At 61.6% G+C, this 16,587-nt stretch carries 12 protein-coding genes; 7 read left to right on the forward strand and 5 right to left on the reverse strand.

The window, feature by feature from the left end; genetic code table 11:
* The first annotated feature begins 59 nt into the window (after nucleotides 1–59).
* Together I2I05_RS14650 and I2I05_RS14655 are read left to right on the forward strand one after the other, a co-directional pair.
* Nucleotides 60–1,175, forward strand: coding sequence for an inorganic phosphate transporter (locus tag I2I05_RS14650; protein ID WP_196283024.1), 1,116 nt, complete (start codon nucleotides 60–62; stop codon nucleotides 1,173–1,175).
* 164 nt (nucleotides 1,176–1,339) lie between these two features.
* Nucleotides 1,340–4,489, forward strand: a complete 3,150-nt coding sequence (locus I2I05_RS14655; RefSeq protein WP_196283025.1) for a TonB-dependent receptor — start codon at nucleotides 1,340–1,342, stop codon at nucleotides 4,487–4,489.
* A gap of 47 nt (nucleotides 4,490–4,536) precedes the next feature.
* On the opposite strand, the gene I2I05_RS14660 is transcribed toward I2I05_RS14655, so the two are convergent.
* A complete protein-coding gene (locus I2I05_RS14660) occupies nucleotides 4,537–5,061 on the reverse strand; it encodes an acyl-CoA thioesterase (RefSeq protein ID WP_196283026.1) in 525 nt (174 codons plus the stop codon).
* A gap of 336 nt (nucleotides 5,062–5,397) precedes the next feature.
* Between I2I05_RS14660 and I2I05_RS14665 the strand changes: the two genes are divergently transcribed.
* The 3 genes from I2I05_RS14665 (at nucleotide 5,398) to I2I05_RS14675 (ending at nucleotide 9,621) form a co-directional block, all read left to right on the forward strand.
* Complete coding sequence (locus tag I2I05_RS14665) at nucleotides 5,398–7,431, forward strand: FAD-dependent oxidoreductase (RefSeq protein ID WP_196283027.1); 2,034 nt, start codon at nucleotides 5,398–5,400, stop codon at nucleotides 7,429–7,431.
* Nucleotides 7,418–9,028 carry a hypothetical protein gene (locus I2I05_RS14670; protein WP_196283028.1) on the forward strand — a complete coding sequence of 537 codons (1,611 nt, stop codon included), beginning with the start codon at nucleotides 7,418–7,420 and terminating at the stop codon, nucleotides 9,026–9,028. The genes I2I05_RS14665 and I2I05_RS14670 overlap by 14 nt, the downstream gene beginning before the upstream one ends.
* Before the next feature lie 182 nt (nucleotides 9,029–9,210).
* A complete protein-coding gene (locus I2I05_RS14675; protein ID WP_196283029.1) occupies nucleotides 9,211–9,621 on the forward strand; it encodes a hypothetical protein in 411 nt (136 codons plus the stop codon).
* A gap of 10 nt (nucleotides 9,622–9,631) precedes the next feature.
* Here I2I05_RS14675 and I2I05_RS14680 read toward each other — a convergent pair whose 3' ends face one another.
* Nucleotides 9,632–10,300, reverse strand: a complete 669-nt coding sequence (locus I2I05_RS14680; protein ID WP_196283030.1) for a hypothetical protein — start codon at nucleotides 10,298–10,300, stop codon at nucleotides 9,632–9,634.
* A 56-nt stretch (nucleotides 10,301–10,356) separates the two neighbouring features.
* Nucleotides 10,357–11,820, reverse strand: a complete 1,464-nt coding sequence (locus I2I05_RS14685; protein ID WP_196283031.1) for an aldehyde dehydrogenase family protein — start codon at nucleotides 11,818–11,820, stop codon at nucleotides 10,357–10,359.
* A 347-nt stretch (nucleotides 11,821–12,167) separates the two neighbouring features.
* Between I2I05_RS14685 and I2I05_RS14690 the strand changes: the two genes are divergently transcribed.
* Together I2I05_RS14690 and I2I05_RS14695 are read left to right on the forward strand one after the other, a co-directional pair.
* On the forward strand, nucleotides 12,168–13,271 hold the full coding sequence (locus I2I05_RS14690; RefSeq protein ID WP_196283032.1) for a phosphatase PAP2 family protein: 1,104 nt from the start codon (nucleotides 12,168–12,170) through the stop codon (nucleotides 13,269–13,271).
* Nucleotides 13,272–13,356: 85 nt separating this feature from the next.
* Nucleotides 13,357–13,710: a hypothetical protein gene (locus I2I05_RS14695; protein WP_196283033.1), complete on the forward strand. Its 354-nt coding sequence runs from the start codon at nucleotides 13,357–13,359 to the stop codon at nucleotides 13,708–13,710.
* A 1-nt stretch (nucleotide 13,711) separates the two neighbouring features.
* Here I2I05_RS14695 and I2I05_RS14700 read toward each other — a convergent pair whose 3' ends face one another.
* A complete protein-coding gene (locus I2I05_RS14700) occupies nucleotides 13,712–14,089 on the reverse strand; it encodes a cupredoxin domain-containing protein (protein WP_196283034.1) in 378 nt (125 codons plus the stop codon).
* 5 nt (nucleotides 14,090–14,094) lie between these two features.
* Nucleotides 14,095–16,368, reverse strand: coding sequence for a heavy metal translocating P-type ATPase (locus tag I2I05_RS14705; RefSeq protein ID WP_196283035.1), 2,274 nt, complete (start codon nucleotides 16,366–16,368; stop codon nucleotides 14,095–14,097).
* Between the last annotated feature and the right edge of the window lie 219 nt (nucleotides 16,369–16,587).

Genomic DNA, 16,587 nt, shown 5'->3' on the forward strand with positions numbered 1-16,587 from the left:
TAGGTTCGCTGGCAAAACGCCCAGAAACTACGGCTTTTCTTCGTTTTCAATCGCCTTCTATGCTCCTAATTCTTCTTTTTCTGGCAGTAATTCTGCTGACGTATTCCAACGGGGCCAACGACAACTTCAAGGGCGTGGCCACCCTGTGGGGCAGCGGCACGCTGGCCTACAAGCCAGCGCTGATTCTGGCCACTGTATCTACGTTTGCCGGCTCCATCTGCTCGTATTTCTTCGCCGCCGAGCTGATTAAGAACTTCTCGGGCAAGGGGCTGGTGCCGGATGAGATTATTGGGTCGGCCGCATTTGTGCTGGCGGTGGCGCTGGCGGCGGGCATCACGGTGTTGCTGGCCACCAAGTTTGGCTTTCCCATTTCTACCACCCACGGCTTGGTGGGGGCCTTGGTAGGCGCCGGCCTGGTGGCGGTAGGCACGGCCGTGAATTTCTCCAAGTTGGGCACCACTTTTTTCCTGCCCCTGATTTTGGGGCCGGTGCTGGCTGTGGGGCTGGGCGCCCTGGTCTACATTCTGTTTCGCCAAGGGCGCAAAGCGGCGGGCATCACGGAAGAATCGTGCGTGTGCGTGGGCGACACCTGGGTGCCGGTGGCCTCGGCGCCCACCGCGGCCTTCACGGCCTTGCCCACGCTGCAGGCCGGCCTCGGCACCCAAGCCGAGTGCCAAAACCTTTACCAGGGCACTTTTATTGGCCTCAACTTTCAGCCGCTCATCAACAACCTGCACTACGTGAGCGCCGCTACCATGAGCTTCGCGCGGGGCCTCAACGACACGCCCAAACTGGTAGGCCTGCTGCTGGTGTGCAAGTTTTTCGCCATGCCCGTCAACGTCCTGATTCTGGCCGTGGCCATGGCCATCGGCGGCTGGCTCAATGCCCGGAAAGTAGCCGACACCATGAGCAAAAAGATTTCCAAGCTCAACCACGGCCAAGGCTTCACGGCCAACCTCATCACGAGCATCTTGGTGATTGTGGCCAGCAAGTTCGGCTTGCCCGTGTCCACGACCCATGTGTCGGTGGGTAGCATCTACGGCATTGGGCTGGTGAATGGCACGGCCAACTCCCGCGAAATCGCCAAAATCGGCTTGTCATGGCTGCTTACGCTGCCAGTGGCGGCCCTGCTCAGTGCCGGCCTCTACTTCGCCATTCACGCGCTGAACCAATAGGGAAAAGTCGTGTAGCGCCCAGCACCCTGCGCCAGCAGTCGTCCTGAGCGCCACGATGGTCCTTCTCACCGAAGAACCGCAAATAGTACTAGAAGCAGGCGTAAGGAGGACCATCGTGGCGCTCAGGATGACAGATGAATGAAGTTGCCCTTGCACCGCTCTACATGAAAAAATCTCTCCTCTTACTCCTTGCTGCTCTTCTACCTTTTTTGGGTTTCGCCCAGATAACCACCAGCGCATTTGAAGGCTTGGTCACGGACAAGACCGGCGCGGCCATTCCGGGCGCTACCGTTGTGCTGGTGCACGTGCCCACCGGCACCCGCAGCGGCACCCAATCGGAACCGAACGGCAAGTTTTTACTCAACAACCTCAAGCCCGGCGGCCCTTATACCGTGCAGGTCAGCTTTGTGGGCTACACTACCCAGAGCAACGACGACCTTTTTCTGAGCCTGGGCAAAGTAGCCCGGCAAACGTTCACCTTAGTCGAGGCGGCCACCGAGCTGGGCGAAGTAGCCGTGACGGGCAATAAAAGTGACCCCTTCACGGCCGATAAAAACGGCCAGGCCTACCACCTCAGCCAGCAGGCCATCCAGAACGTGCCCACGCTGAACCGCAGCCTGGGTGACCTGACGAAGCTGATGCCGCAGGGCAACAAGAATTCCTTCGGGGGCGCCAATTACCGGTTTAATAACCTGAGCATCGACGGCATGGCGACGAACGACGTGCTGGGTTTCCAGGAGCCGGCCAGCGGTGCGGCGGGCACAGTGGCCTCGGGCACGCCCGGCGCGCTGGCCGGCACGCAGCCCATTTCCATCGATGCCATTGAGGAAATTTCGGTGGTGCTTTCGCCCTTCAACGTCACGCTGGGCAATTTCACGGGGGCCAACATCAACGCCGTGACCAAGAGCGGCACCAACAAATTCAAGGGCAGCGTCTACAGTTTTGCCCGCAACCAGGTCATCACGGGCAAGAGCGTGGACGAGCTGCACAAGCCCATTGCCAACTACTACGACGTTCAATCCGGCTTTAGCATCGGCGGCCCAATTATCAAAAACAAGCTGTTTTTCTTCGGCAACTACGAAAACCAGCGCCGCGAGGAGCCCGTGCTCTACGCCCCCGGCGAGCCCGACGCCAATGTGCCGCACGACGTGGCCGAGCAAATCAGCAACCACCTCAAAACGAAATACGGCTACGACCCCGGCACGTTTGGCGGCGCCACCATCCGGCGCCACAGCGACAAATTCCTGCTGCGCCTCGACTACAACCTCTCTGAAAAGCACCGCTTGGTGCTGCGCGACAACTACGTGACCGGCTTCGCCGACAACCTGGAACGCTCGCCCACGGTGCTCAATTTCGGCAACCAGGGCTTCCGGCACCACAGCCGCACCAACAGCCTGGTGGCCGAGCTGAAAAGCACGTTCAGCAACCAGCTTTCCAACCAGCTGATTATCGGCCACAACACCGTGTCGGAAAATCGCAGCTACGACGGCCGCATTTTCCCGCACCTCGAAATTAATTACAACACCGCCACATCGATTTTCGCCGGCACCTACCGTGAGGCGGCCGTGTACCGCTCCGACCTGAGCACCACCCAGTTCACGGACAACCTGACGCTGTTCAAAAACCGGCACACGCTCACGCTGGGCACCACCAACGAGTTGAACAACATCGAGTACCGCTTCCTGACGGCGTTCAACGGCCGCTGGCAATATTCGTCGGTGGATGCGTTCCTGCAGGACCGCCCCAACCGCGTGCGCGGCGTGTACAACACCGAAAACAACGACGTTGACTTTAACAAGGGCCTGCCCTCGGCCGATTTCCGGGTGATGCTGCTGAGCCTCTACGCCCAGGACGATTACCGCGTGACCAACCGCCTGAATGTGCAGGTGGGCCTGCGCGTGGACATGCAGGTGCACCCCGATAAAATCCCGGTGAATCCCGCTGTGTTCAAGAACCCAGAATTCAATCTGTACCGCAACGACTTTGGCGGCGTGCCGCAGTTCAACCCGCGCCTGAGCTTCAACTACCAGCTCAACGAGGCCAATACCATGCAGCTGCGCGGCGGCTCGGGCCTGTTCACGGGCCGCATCCCATTCGCTTGGTACGCCTATGCGCACTACATCTCGGGCAACCGCTACAACAACATCGACTACCGCCCCACCGGCCCCCTGCCAATTGCCGAGGACTTGTCGGCCCTGCAATCGGTGCAGCCCGGCATCGCCGAAATCAACCTCATCGACAACGATTTCCAGCTGCCCCGCGACTGGAAATCCACGCTGGCGTTTGATGTGAAACTGCCTTACAATTTCACCTTCACGGCCGAGGGTTTGTACTCGAAAGTGGTGTCGGGCGTGCTGTTTCAGTCCATCAATTTCAAAGAGACCAAACTCAATTTTGAAGGCGCCGACAACCGGCCCTACTTCGCCGCCACCGGCAACGCCGCCAAGATTGACCCCGCGTTCACGAACGTTTTCGTGATGTCAAACACCAACCAGGGCTACACCTACAACGCCACCTTCAGCCTGAGCAAGCGCGTGCAAAACCGCCTCGACGCCTACGCCGGCTACAGCTACGGCCAGAGCAAGGACATCGTGAACGGCGTGCGCGTGTCGCCGGCCGCCAACTACGAGTGGAACCAGTCGCTGGTCGCCAACACCCCCGCCCTGGCGTATTCCAACTTCGATTTGCGCCACAAGTTCATCGGCAATGTCACCTACAACGCCACCCTGTGGGAGAAAACGGGCGTCTCGGCCAGCCTCATCTACATTGCCCGCTCGGGCAGCCCGTTCACCTTCGTGTACGAAGGCGACGTGAACCGCGACGGCTCTGCCAAAAACGACCTGCTTTACATCCCGCGCAACGCGTCGGAAATCAAGCTGGTGGATTTTGCCACGCCCCAGGGCACCGTCACGGCCCAGCAGCAGTACGACCAACTAGCCAAGTACATTGCCAACGACGAGTACCTATCCGGCCGCCGCGGCCGCTACGCCGAGCGCAACGGCGCCCGTACCCCTTGGACCCAGCAGCTCGACCTGCGCTTCACCGCCAAACTGCCCGTGAGCAAAACCGGCACCCAGCGCCTGGAGGTCTCCTTCGACTTCATCAACCTCGGCAACCTGCTGAACCGGGAGTGGGGCCTGCAATACTTCGTGCCCAACATCAACAACTCGGGTTACGCCCTACTCGATTTCGTGCGGATTGAAAACAAGCAGCCGGTGTATCAGTTCAAGAACCCCGCCGGCACCCCCTGGCAAACCGACCCCATCAACTCCCGCTGGCAGGGCCAGCTGGGCCTGCGCTACTCGTTTAACTAGCGCTAGCACGGGGTTTCGTGGTGGAAGTCGACGGCACGCTGCGGCGATTACTCGTCGGAGCCCGCGGCGCGCCGCTGCTTTTTCAGTTGCTGGCGCACGGCTTTCACCCGCTCGTCAAAGCCGTCGGGGTCGTAGTCCACGGTGTCCACATCGAGCTGCTCGAGCAGGTCCATCATGGCGTTGGCGTGGTCGGTGCGCGTGCCGGCGGGCATGGTCACATACGCCATTTCTGACCACAAAAGGGCCAGCAGGCGCGTGCCGGCCTCGTCGCGCATCTGCATTTCCAGCACCAGGCTCGAATTATCGAAGTGAATCAGCTGGCTGCTGATGCGCACCTGCGCCCCCTGCCGCGCGGCCTTCAGGTAGCTAATGTGGTGCTTCGTGATAACCCAAACCGCGTGTTGCGCCCGCGCCAGCTCGCCCATGTTAAGGGAATAATGCGCCGTGGTGTGGTCTTCGCGGGCATTGAGGAAGTAGTCGAGGTAGCGGGAATTATTGAGGTGCCCCAGCATGTCGCAGTCCTGGAAGTAGACGTGGTGCGTGGTTTCGGGCGTTTTGACGAGCGTAGACATAACTAAGGGAAATAGCCGGGCGGCAAAGGTCGCATCCTTTCAACAAAAGCGGGCCTGAGTGCTTGACATGCGCAGCGCAGCGGCCCGCTCACTTTGCTTGTCATATTGAGCAAGGAGAAGTATCCTATCCGGTCAGAACCAATCGTCCAGCGGCGAGAAGGTGCTTCGCTACGCTCAGCATGACAAGGGGCGCGCAAGTTGGTTGGACTGCGTGGAAACCAGATAAACATGACGTCTTTCTGTTTTCAGCACGCCCATCGCACGCCCAAAACTACTCGGCACGCCTAACACTTTGCGGAAAAATTCTTACCTTTTAGCCATCAAAATTCCCGCACCATGTTCACGCTTACGCCCGCCCGTTCTGCCGTCCTGCACGCTCTTGCCGATACCATTATTCCGCCCTTGTCCGACGGCAGCCCGGCCGGCTCGTTGGGTGTAAATCTGGAGAAACTAGAAGCGGCCATTCAGGAGCAGCCACTGGGCGCGCAGGCTGAATTCGGCCAGTTGCTCGACCTGATGCAGAAGCCCATTTTGGGTCTGACTTGGTTTGGGCCGCTGAAACCCTTCCGCAAGCTCGACCCCGAGCAGCGGGAGCAACTGCTCCAAAGCTGGGCTTCCTCCAACATTCCGCAATTGCGCAAAGGCTTCCAAGCCGTGCGCAAGCTCTGCACGCTGCTCTACTACGGCGGCAGCATGCCCGACCTGCCCGCCGCCTGGGGCCGCCTGGGCTACCCCGGCCCCGAGGAGAAGCCCGTGGACACCCCCAAACCCATCAAAACCCTGCACCCTACCCAGGACACGGCGTATGATTGCGACGTGCTGGTCATCGGGAGCGGCGCGGGCGGGGGCGTGGTGGCCGGCGAGCTGGCGCAGGCCGGCTATGACGTGCTGGTCATCGAAAAAGGCCCCTACTGCCACGGCTGCGACTTCACCCAGCGCGAAGTGGACATGCTCGGCAAGCTTTATGATGCCAAAGGCGCCCTGAGCACCCAGGACGGCAGCATTGGTATTCTGGCCGGCTCCTGCCTGGGCGGCGGTACTACCGTGAACTGGGCCGGCTCGTTCCGCACGCCCGATTACGTGCTGCAGGAATGGGCCAAGGAGCACGACGCGCCGCACTTTACCACGCTAGAGTTTAAGGAAAGCATCAACGCCGTAGCCCGCACCATCGGCGTGAACACCAACTACACCCGCCACAACGGCCAGAACCAGGCTCTGTGGGACGGTTCGACCAAGCTGGGCCAGGAAGTTAAGCTGATTCCGCGCAACGAAAAAGGCCTGACTGATTCGGACGCGCACTTTCGGTCCCTGGGCTACACCACGCTGGGCGATGCCCACGGCATCAAACAAGGCACCCTGAACACGTACCTGCTCACGGCCTTTGAGCACGGGGCCCGCATCTTGGCCGACACCAAAGTAGACCGGGTAACCATTGCCAGCGGCCGCGCCACCGGCTCCGAAGCCGTGCACACCACCGAAGACGGGCGGCAGGTCCGCATCGCGGTGAAGGCCCGGCGCGTGGTGGTGGCCGGCGGCGCCATCCAAACGCCCGCGCTGCTGCTGCGCTCCGGCCTGAAGCACCCGCACCTGGGCCGGCACCTGCACCTGCACCCCACCGTGGTGGTAGGCGCCCGCTACCCGCACCCCATGAACTCCTGGCACGGCCCAAGCATGAGCGTGGTCAACGATAATTTCACCATGCTGCACGGCACCAATTTCGGCGCCAAGCTCGAAACGCCGCCCACCCACCCCGGCCTGCTGAGCATGGTGCTGCCCTGGCTCTCGGGCCGGCAGCACCACGAGCTGCTGCGCGACGCCAGCCACTTGGGCTCGTTCATCGTCCTCACCCGCGACCGCGACGGCGGCCGGGTGAGCATCGACAAGCACGGCGCCGCGCTGATTGACTACACCCTGTCGGATTTCGACCGCGCCAACATGCTGGAAGGCGTGCGCGCCGCCGCTCAAATCCACGTGGCGGCCGGTGCTAACTTGGTGTATTTGCCTCACGGCACATTGCCCATTCTTCAAGCCAAAGACGGCGTGTTGCAAAACCCGGAACTCCTCGATAAGCTGCCCCACCTGAGCTGGAAGCCCAACCAATTTGGCCTCTACAGCGCCCACCAGATGAGTACCTGCCGCATGGGCGGCGACGCGGCCACCCACCCGCTCAAGCTCAACGGCGAAACCGTGGAGGTGCAGGGCCTTTTCGTGGCCGACGGCTCGGCGTTTCCGGCGTGCAGCGGCGTCAACCCCATGCTCACCATCATGGCGCTGGCGCATTTCACGGCCCAGGGCATGAAAACCGGGGAGGGCCGGGCCGCCCACACCATACCTTTGGCCCCGACTCAGGGCCACCATGCAACAACCTAAAGACTGGCGGACTTCCCGCCAGGTAATTACCACGCTGTTTTTTGGCGGCCTGCTGCTGCTCGGGCTCCTGCTCACCCGCGACTACGGCATGAGCTGGGACGAACCAGCCGAACGGGAAGCGGGCTTTGTCAGCTTGCAGTACGTGGCCCAGCGCTTGGCCTCCTACGTGCCCCAAACCCCTTACCTGAGCGGTTGGCCCGAATTGCGCACCTACCGCGACGCCGACCACGGCGTGGCTTTTCAGTTGCCCCTGGCGGTGATGGAAGCCATTTTTGCCCGCTACGACCTGCAAGGCGCCTATTGGCTACGGCACTTTCTTGTTTTTGGCACCTTCATCCTGGGCACCTGGGCCGTGTACCGGCTGGCCACGAACCGCTTCGGCAGTTGGAAATGGGGATTGGTGGCGGCCGGCATGCTGGTGCTGTCGCCACGCATTTTTGCCGAGGCGTTCTACAATTACAAAGACTTGGTGTTCATGAACCTGTTCGCGCTGGGCGGGCTCACCCTCACGCGACTGCTACGGCGGCCCACGACGGGGCGAGCCGTGGCTCATGCGCTGGTCACGGCCTTGGCCACCGACGTTCGCATCATGGGCCTATTGCTGCCGGTGCTCACGGTAGGGTTTGGGGCCTTGGAATGGTGGGCCCGGCCAGTACGTCGGCAAGCACTAATGCGCACGCTGGCAGTTTATTCGGCTGCAACGATTCCCTTGGTGGTTCTATTCTGGCCGTACTTGTGGGAAGCGCCGCTGCAGCGGCTCTGGGAATGCTTCGGCAGCTTCCGGCGCTACCGCCAAACCATGCGGGTGTTCTATTTGGGCCAGATGGAATCCTGCCAGCGCTTGCCCTGGCACTACCTCTCGGTGTGGCTGCTAGTGACCACGCCCGTGGCCTATAGTCTGCTGTTTGTGGGCGGTGCGGGCGTGGTGCTGCGCGAGTTTTTTCGGCAGCCACTGGCAATGCTGGGTCGCGTGGCTGGCCGGCGTGACTTGCTTTTCGGGGCGTGGTGCGTGGGGCCACTGGTGCTGATTGTGGTCATTCAGTCGGTGGTATACGATGGGTGGCGGCACGTTTATTTCATCTACCCGGCCTTTGTGCTGCTGGCGGTGCGGGGGCTGCAGGCGGGCGTAGCCGCGTATCAGGCAGCGGGGCCGGGCTCGGCTGGGCGGCGGCTGGGGCTGGTGGCCGGCGTACTGTTGGCAGCGGGAGTTGCGCACACGGCCGTGCGGCAAGTAGCCGACCATCCGCATCAGTACGCGTATTTCAGTTTTCTGCAGGGGCCGTTGGCCGGCCAGCTGTTTGAGCGTGACTACTGGGGCATATCAACCGTGCAAGGCTTGTCTTGGGTATTGGCACACGACCAACGGGCCGCCGTTACGTTCAGCGACACCCTTTACTGCAAGGATTTTATCGGCAACAACACGCTCCTGCTGCCCGCGGCCGACCGGGCGCGGGTTCGGCTGGTACCACACCACCGGGCACAGTATTTTTTCGGGATGTACCGCTGGCATCCCGCGCCCTACGAGGAGACGTATGGCACGCCCATCCACAATATCAAGGTAAATGGCCTGCCCGTTCTCACGGTGTTTCGCCGTTGACGTCAATGGCACCAAGCCTAGGAATCCGAAAGCTGCGCGCTAGTTTTCGGACTTCTCACGCGTCTGCTCCTCTCCGAACTAGGCCACCGCTTTTGCAGGCATCTGAAACGGTTTCTTGCCAGATAATGCACCTAATTACGGTTTGCTGCGTACTCTTCTGAATATTGCTATTCCGACGATTTATGCGTTCTGCTTCTTTTTCCGTGTTGCTCTTGACCTCGGTGCTGACCTTGGGCAGTTGCTCGTTGTTCCGCCCCCGTGCCAAAACGCCCGTCATTGAAACCGTGCGCACGGAGGATTCGCCCACGCCGAAAACGGCGGCCCGCGACCTGGCCGATGTGATGACCACCGAGCTCCAACTCACGCCCGACCAGACGCAAAAAGTCCGCACTATTCTGAACGGCACCGTGGAGCAGGCCAACGCCGCCAAATTGAAGTACGCGCCCAAATCACCGGAACTACTGGCCGAGCTGAAGCGCATCAACATCAGCTCCCAGAAGGAGCTGCAAGTGGTGTTGGGGCCCACCAAATTCAAGCAGCTGCAAGCCAACCAGCGCAAAATGGCCGCCGAGATGCAGCAGCGCCAGAAGTAGCCGGACTGGCTTATTGCCGCACCATTTCCCGCCAAGGAACCCACAGCCCGGCATAGCGGGCTATTTGCTGCTCCTGCCGGCGAGTCCTTGGCGTTAGCAGCCAATACGCGTGGTCCTTTGAGCCCATGCGCCGCACCGCGCCCGTAGCTAGCACCGCAAGGCGCAAGGTGTCGTTGCCCAACCGCTGCCAACTCAACCGACGACCGTCGAGCAGCAGGCGCTCCACGTTCCACTGCTCATCAGCACCGGGTTGACTCACGTAGTACGCGCCCCGGTACCACCGCACCCGGCCCTTAAAATCCGGCGTGAGGGCACACACCGTGTCGCGAGCCCACTCATCCAGCCACAGCGTATCGGCTTGGCCGGGTCGCAGCCGCACACTGCCCGTGTTATGCGGGTGCCAGATGCCGAGCTTTTTGCTTGCGTCGTTAAGTTTCAACGAATCCAGTTTCTGCACCGTCGTTGCAAACGTCCACATCGTTTCTGACCAAACCATGGTGGGCGTAATGAGCAGACGTCTGGTCGAGTCATCAGGCATAATATACCAGCCCTGATGCCGCGCTGGGAACCCCTTTAGATTAGGAGCCGAGGCCAGAAACGGCTGCGAAAAATACACCGATTGCGAGTCCTCGCAGGAGGTCAGTAGCAGCGCTAATATTCCTAGAAAAAGCAGGCGCATGGCAGCAAGTTGAGTTAGCTATTAATGCCATATGCAGCCCTTCGTAACCTACCTGCCTACAAATACTTCACCAGCAGCCCAATCAGTCGGCGCACTTTGGGCGTGTAGGGCGGGTACATGGCTTTGATGCCGGTGAAGCCCACGCGCTGGCGCATCACGCCTTTTTCGTTGCTGAAGGCCAGGAAACCGGAATGGCCGTGCGCCTTGCCGAGGCCGCTGTTGCCCACGCCGCCGGTGGGCAGCTCGGGGTGCGCAAAGTGTAGCACCGTCTCGTTCACGCCGGCGCCGCCAGCCGATACGTTTTCCAGCAAATAGCGCCGGTTTTCGGCATTGCTGCTGAACACATACTGGGCCAGGGGTTTGAGGCGGGCGTTGATGTAGTCGGCGGTTTCGTTCAGATTTTTGAAAGTGAGCACGGGCAGCAGCGGGCCAAAAATCTCCTCTTCCAGAATGCGCGCCCCAGCCGGCACGTTGGTCAGAATGGTGGGTTCGATGTAGTTCTGCGAGCCATCGACGGTGCCGCCGGCGGCCACGGTAGCGCCGCGGGTTTGGGCATCTTCCAACAAACCGGCGAGGCGGGCAAAATGGTGCTGGTTGACCACCCGCGCCAGTGAGTCGGACTGCTGAATGCCGCCCCCATCGGGGTTGTAGGCCCGCTGAATGGCCGCTGCCAGCTCCTTGAGCAGCGCCGGCTGCACGCTTTCCTGCACCAGCAGGTAGTCGGGGGCCACGCAGGTTTGGCCGTTGTTGAGGAATTTGCCCCACACGATTTTCTCGGCCGCGTCGCGCAGATTGGCGGTTTCGTCCACCACGGCGGGGTTTTTGCCGCCCAGCTCCAGCGTGAGGCCGCTGAGGTGCTGGGCCGCGGCGCGCATTACAATTTTGCCCACCTCGGGGCTGCCAGTGAAGAAAATATGGTCCCAAGGCAGTTTCAGCAGCTCGGTGGCCACTTCCTTGTCGCCCTGAATGAGCACCACTTCTTCGGGCCGAAACAGCTCCTCGCACATGCGCTGCAACAGGGCCGACGTAGCTGGCGTTTGCTCGGCGGGCTTGATGACCACGGCGTTGCCGGCCGCAATAGCCGATATCAGCGGGCCCACGGCCAGATAGAACGGGTAGTTCCAGGGCGAAATAATCAGGACCACGCCCTTGGGCTCTACCTGCACCCAGGAACGGGTGCCCAGCAGCGCCATCGACGTGCCCACCGACCGCGGGGCCATCCACTGCTTCAGGTGCTTTACGGTGTGCTTGAGTTCGACCAACGAAGTCCAGATTTCGGTCATGTCCGTTTCGGCCGCGGGCTTGCGAAAGTCGGCCAGCAGGGCTTCGTGAATGGCCGGGCGGTTGGCGTGCAGCCAGTCGTGCAGCTTTTGCAGGCGGGCACGGCGCTCGGCCACACCTTCGCGGCGCAGAGCCGGTGCCCGCTGGCGCAACGCCTCAAACTGGGCTTGGAAGGCATTGGCCGCTGGCGAATTCGCCGGAACGGACGCAGCAGAAGGCACTGAAACGGCAGAGTGCATAAGCAGAAGCAATGGGCAAGCCAACCATTGGGCAGCGGCTCGCTGAAAGATACGCCGCCCGCCCAATATTGGGAGCGAAAAAGCACCAGGGAAAGTTGCCGCGGGCTCACCGCTAACGCGGGGCGATGTCTTGGTTACCTTTGCAGCTTGTTTCGGGCGTTTTTCCGCGCCATCTATTTCGCATTATGCTCCCTGTTATCAGGGCTTTATTGAGGGCAGCGCTGCTGCTATATTCCTATTTCTGAGTGGTTGATTGTTGTTTCCGCGGCGCCGTGCGGGTAGTTATTGCGCTAGTTGTTAGTGGTGTTTTTGTTTGCCCCAGCGCCGCCGCTTCCCTGCCGCGCACAGTGGCTCTATTGCCTTTACCCGACACTTCATGGCTGGGTGGCAGGGCCGATACCATCATCGGCGTCCCCCAGGACACGGCCAGGCAAACGGTCCGAAAGCCCCGGCCAGCGGCCGCGCCGGCCGATACCGTGTTCCCGGCCCGCAATGCGCAGGGCCGCTTTTCAACCTACACCGTGGCGCCGGGCGTCAGCTGGCACTACGCCAAGCCCCGCCCCTTTCAGTGGTTGCTGCACATTCCGCGCGACCTGGGCCAGTTTCCCGGGTATGCGTTCCAGAAGGAAAACACCAACACGCTGACGGGGCTGGCCGTGAGCTCGGTGGTGCTGTGGGTGGCCGACCAAGCTCTTGTCGATGCATCGCAGGATTTGGGGCGAGGCCTGCACCTATCGGCTAGCAGCACCTCCAAAACCCTGGTTCAGGTTCCGTTTCGCATCGGGGCGGCCAATTTGCCTTTGGAATTCAACGTGCCCGACAACCTGAACAGCGCATTCTCTTACCTTGGCAATTGCTGGACGCACCTCGCCATTGCGAGCGGCTTTTGGGTGTACGGCGGCCTGCGCCAAGACAACCGCACGCTCCAAACCTCCAGCCAGTTGGGCGAAGCCATTCTTGCGTCGGGCCTAGTAGTGCAAGCCCTCCAGCGCAGCACTGGTCGCCAGCGTCCTTTGGTGGCCACCGAGGAGCGGGGCAAGTGGGAACCGTTTCCCTCCTTCCGCCGCTACCAGCACCAGGTGCCCAACTACGGCGCCTTCCCCGGCGGGCACTTGGCAACGGCCATGGCCACCGTCACCGTTATTGCCGATAATTATCCGGAACACCGGTTTATTCGCCCGCTGGGCTACTCCCTGATGGGCCTGTTGGGCTATTCCCTGCTCAACAACGGCATGCACTGGGCCAGCAACTACCCCATCGGCATTGCCCTGGGCTACGCCTTTGCCAAAATTGCCGTGCGCAACGGCCGCACCCGCGTCGAACCTGCTCCAGACCCCGCGGCAACGGGCCCGCTGGCCCCCGCCAAACGGCGTCCCTGGTACCGCCAAGGCTCGTTTTCCCCCTACACCTTTGGTCCCTTCACCGGCGCCTCCTGGAAGCTGCGCTGGTAGCTGAGGCGCGTGGCCAAGCCTGGTTCCGCACGCGGCAACTACGGGTTTGTAGCTAAGTTCGCGGCTTCTACTATTGCGTAGTCTTATGAAGCAATTTTTCCTTGCCCTGTGCCTGACGGCGGGCACCGTGGCCGCAGCCAATGCCCAAGCGCCGGCCCCCAACGCGGCCAACGGCCAGCGCCTCGAAGAATACTGCCAGGTCACGGCCCGGCCCAAGCTCAACGGCCGCTATGTCATCGCCATTGATTACGGCCAGCGGCAAAAACTCATTTCCGAAAACCTGTTCCGCGACGCAACCGGAAAGAGTGTGGAGTTCAACTCGGCAATGGATGCGCTGAACTGGCTGAGCGCCCAAGGCTGGGAATTGGCCAGCACGTTTGTGTTGGTGGAAGACAACAGCAGCGTGGCGTACTACGTGCTGCGGCGGCGTCCGGCGTAGGCTATTTCACCACTAGGCTGCCCCGCAGCATGCCCATGCCGCAGGTGAATTCGAACCGGCCGGGCTTATCGGGCAGCAGCTCCACCAGCGTGGTTTTGAACGCTGGCAGGTCGCGCCTAATGCTGAAGTCCGGAAACAGCACCTCTTCCGAGCAGCTGTTTTCCTCGTCGCGGTAGAAACTCAGCTGCACGGGTTTGCCGCGTTCCACCTCAATCACATCGGGCGAGTACCCGCCCTTCACGGTGATGTCGACCTCCTGCACGCCGCTGGAAGAGGAAACCGCGCTGGCCGTTTGGCGCGCCGAGAAGAAGAAATACCACACCACAAAGGCCACCAGCGCCAGCCCCGTCAGGGTCACAATAATTTCTGCCGTGTCCATAACCGTTAGTTTTTAAGGGGCGTGAAGCCGCGCAGCCGCAGCGAATTTGTGAGCACCGACACCGAGCTCAGGGCCATGGCCGCGGCCGCTAGCATGGGAGACAGCAGCCAGCCGAACACCGGATACAGCAGCCCGGCGGCCACCGGAATGCCCAGTGTGTTGTAGATAAAGGCAAAAAACAGGTTTTGCTTGATGGTCCGAATGGTTTGGCGCGACAGCTCGATGGCCGTGACCACGCCCTGCAAATCGGAGCGCATGAGAGTGATGCCGGCGGCTTCCATCGCCACGTCGGTGCCGCCGCCCATAGCCAGGCCGATATCCGCTTGGGCCAGCGCCGGCGCGTCGTTGATGCCGTCGCCCACCATGGCCACGATGCGGCCCTCGGCTTGCAGCGCCTTCACCTTGCCGGCCTTGTCCTGGGGCAACACTTCGGCGAAATACCGCTTGATGCCCACCTGCTGCGCCACCTGGGCGGCGGTTTGCGGGTTGTCGCCGGTCATCATCACCACTTCCAGGCCCAGGGCCTGCAGGCGTTTGATGGCAGCGGCGGAGGTGTCGCGCACGGTATCGGCCACGCCAATCAGGCCTACGGCTTGCCCGGCCACAGCCACGTAGAGCACCGTTTTGGCCTGGGCCAGCAGCCCGTCGGCCTGCTGCTGCAGAGCCGGCAAAATGTTGATGCCCGCTTCGGCCAGTAGCCGGGAGTTGCCGATTAATACCGCTTGTCCATCCACGGCAGCCGACGCGCCTTTGCCTTCCACGGCCCGAAAACCGGTGGCGGCCAAGGGCGTGGCTTGCTGCGCATCGGCGTAGCGCACCACGGCCTCCGCCAGCGGGTGTTCCGATTGCCGTTCTACGGCTGCTACTATCGGCAGCAGGTGGCCGACATTCTGTCCGTCGGCCGCTACAAAATCCGTCACGGCGGGCTCGCCGCGGGTGATGGTGCCGGTTTTATCAAGCAACACGGTGTTTACCTGATACGCTTTTTCCAAGGATTCGGCGTTGCGAATGAGCACGCCGTGCTCGGCTCCTTTGCCGGTGCTCACCATGATGGCGGTAGGCGTGGCCAGCCCCAGCGCACAAGGACAGGCAATGATGAGCACGGCCACAAAGTTGACCAACGCCAGCGGCAGGCGGGTTTCCAACGGCGCCAAATCGAACCACAGCACAAAGGTGAGAATGGCAATGACGACCACCGTGGGCACAAAAATGGCGCTCACCTTATCGGCCAGCCGCTGAATGGGCGCGCGGCTGCCCTGGGCATCTTCCACCAGCTTCACAATCTGGGCGAGCATGGTATCGGCGCCTACTTTGGTCACGCGGAAGCGGAAGCTGCCGGTTTTGTTGAGCGTGGCACCAAAGACCGGGTCGCTGGGCTTTTTCTCGACGGGCAGGCTTTCGCCGGTGAGCATGGCTTCGTCCAGGGCCGAGTGCCCTTCCTCAATAATGCCGTCGGTGGCGACCTTTTCGCCGGGTCGCACCACCACCACATCGCCGAGCTGCACTTGCTCGATGGGCACGTCCACTTCCTGGCCGCCGGGGCGCACCACGCGGGCGGTTTTGGCCTGCAAGCCCATGAGCGTGCGGATGGCAGCCGACGTCTGGGTTTTGGCGCGCAGCTCCAGCACTTTGCCCAGCAAAATGAGGGCGATGATGGTGGCCGTGGTGTCGTAATACACTTCGGGCATCAGCCCGCGGCGGGTGAAAAAGCCCGGCACCACGGTGGCGGCCAGGCTGTAGAGAAACGCCGCTCCGGTGCCCACGGCAATGAGCGTGTCCATGTTGGCGGCGCGGTGCTTGAAGCCGTTCCAGGCCGAGCTGTAGAACTCCCGGCCGCTGTAGCCCAGCACCGGCAAGGTGAGCAACAGCAGACCGTAGTTGAGCCACTGCATGTTCACGCGCTCCATCGCGGCGGGCCAAAGCATGAGCATGCTCAGCGGCATGATGACGAGCGCCAGGCCGGCGGCCACACCAAACCGACGCTTGAGCTTTTGGTAGGCCAGGGCTTTCTGGCGGTCGATTTCGGCGCTGCGCTCGGCGGCGCTGGTGTCAGGGGGCCGCTCGGTTACGCCGTAGCCGGCATTCACCACGGCCTCCTTCAAGCTGGCCGGCGTGGCTTGGCTGGGAACGTAGTCAACGGTGGCTTTTTCGGTGGCGAAGTTGACCACCGCCCGCTGCACGCCGGGCGTGCGGCTGAGCGACTTCTCCACGAAGGACGCGCAGGAGGCACAGGTCATGCCTTCGATGTCGAGGGTCTCGGTTTTGGTGGTCGGTTCCATAATTGGTTATCAACAAATCGGGGTTTGGCACCGTTCAGCGCAAAATCAATCCCCGGAAATACGGTGCAAAGGAACGGCCGCCGCAGTCCCGGACTGGTACGAAATCCATCCAAAATCTTGCATAATTTGTCCTTCTGCTTGGCCGGGCGCCACTACAAAATCACGCCATTAAGTAGCATAATTTGGCGCTGCCGCGAAGCGTTATCCCTTTTGGCGCCG

The organism is Hymenobacter jeongseonensis (assembly GCF_015694725.1).
Taxonomy (GTDB): domain Bacteria; phylum Bacteroidota; class Bacteroidia; order Cytophagales; family Hymenobacteraceae; genus Hymenobacter; species Hymenobacter jeongseonensis.

Excerpts from the sequence above, each read along its gene's own strand:
- I2I05_RS14650 (WP_196283024.1), top strand. The coding sequence starts at position 60 with ATGCTCCTAATTCTTCTTTTTCTGGCAGTAATTCTGCTGACGTATTCC.
- I2I05_RS14655 (WP_196283025.1), top strand. The coding sequence starts at position 1,340 with ATGAAAAAATCTCTCCTCTTACTCCTTGCTGCTCTTCTACCTTTTTTG.
- I2I05_RS14660 (WP_196283026.1), bottom strand. The coding sequence starts at position 5,061 with ATGTCTACGCTCGTCAAAACGCCCGAAACCACGCACCACGTCTACTTC.
- I2I05_RS14665 (WP_196283027.1), top strand. The coding sequence starts at position 5,398 with ATGTTCACGCTTACGCCCGCCCGTTCTGCCGTCCTGCACGCTCTTGCC.
- I2I05_RS14670 (WP_196283028.1), top strand. The coding sequence starts at position 7,418 with ATGCAACAACCTAAAGACTGGCGGACTTCCCGCCAGGTAATTACCACG.
- I2I05_RS14675 (WP_196283029.1), top strand. The coding sequence starts at position 9,211 with ATGCGTTCTGCTTCTTTTTCCGTGTTGCTCTTGACCTCGGTGCTGACC.
- I2I05_RS14680 (WP_196283030.1), bottom strand. The coding sequence starts at position 10,300 with ATGCGCCTGCTTTTTCTAGGAATATTAGCGCTGCTACTGACCTCCTGC.
- I2I05_RS14685 (WP_196283031.1), bottom strand. The coding sequence starts at position 11,820 with ATGCACTCTGCCGTTTCAGTGCCTTCTGCTGCGTCCGTTCCGGCGAAT.
- I2I05_RS14695 (WP_196283033.1), top strand. The coding sequence starts at position 13,357 with ATGAAGCAATTTTTCCTTGCCCTGTGCCTGACGGCGGGCACCGTGGCC.
- I2I05_RS14700 (WP_196283034.1), bottom strand. The coding sequence starts at position 14,089 with ATGGACACGGCAGAAATTATTGTGACCCTGACGGGGCTGGCGCTGGTG.
- I2I05_RS14705 (WP_196283035.1), bottom strand. The coding sequence starts at position 16,368 with ATGGAACCGACCACCAAAACCGAGACCCTCGACATCGAAGGCATGACC.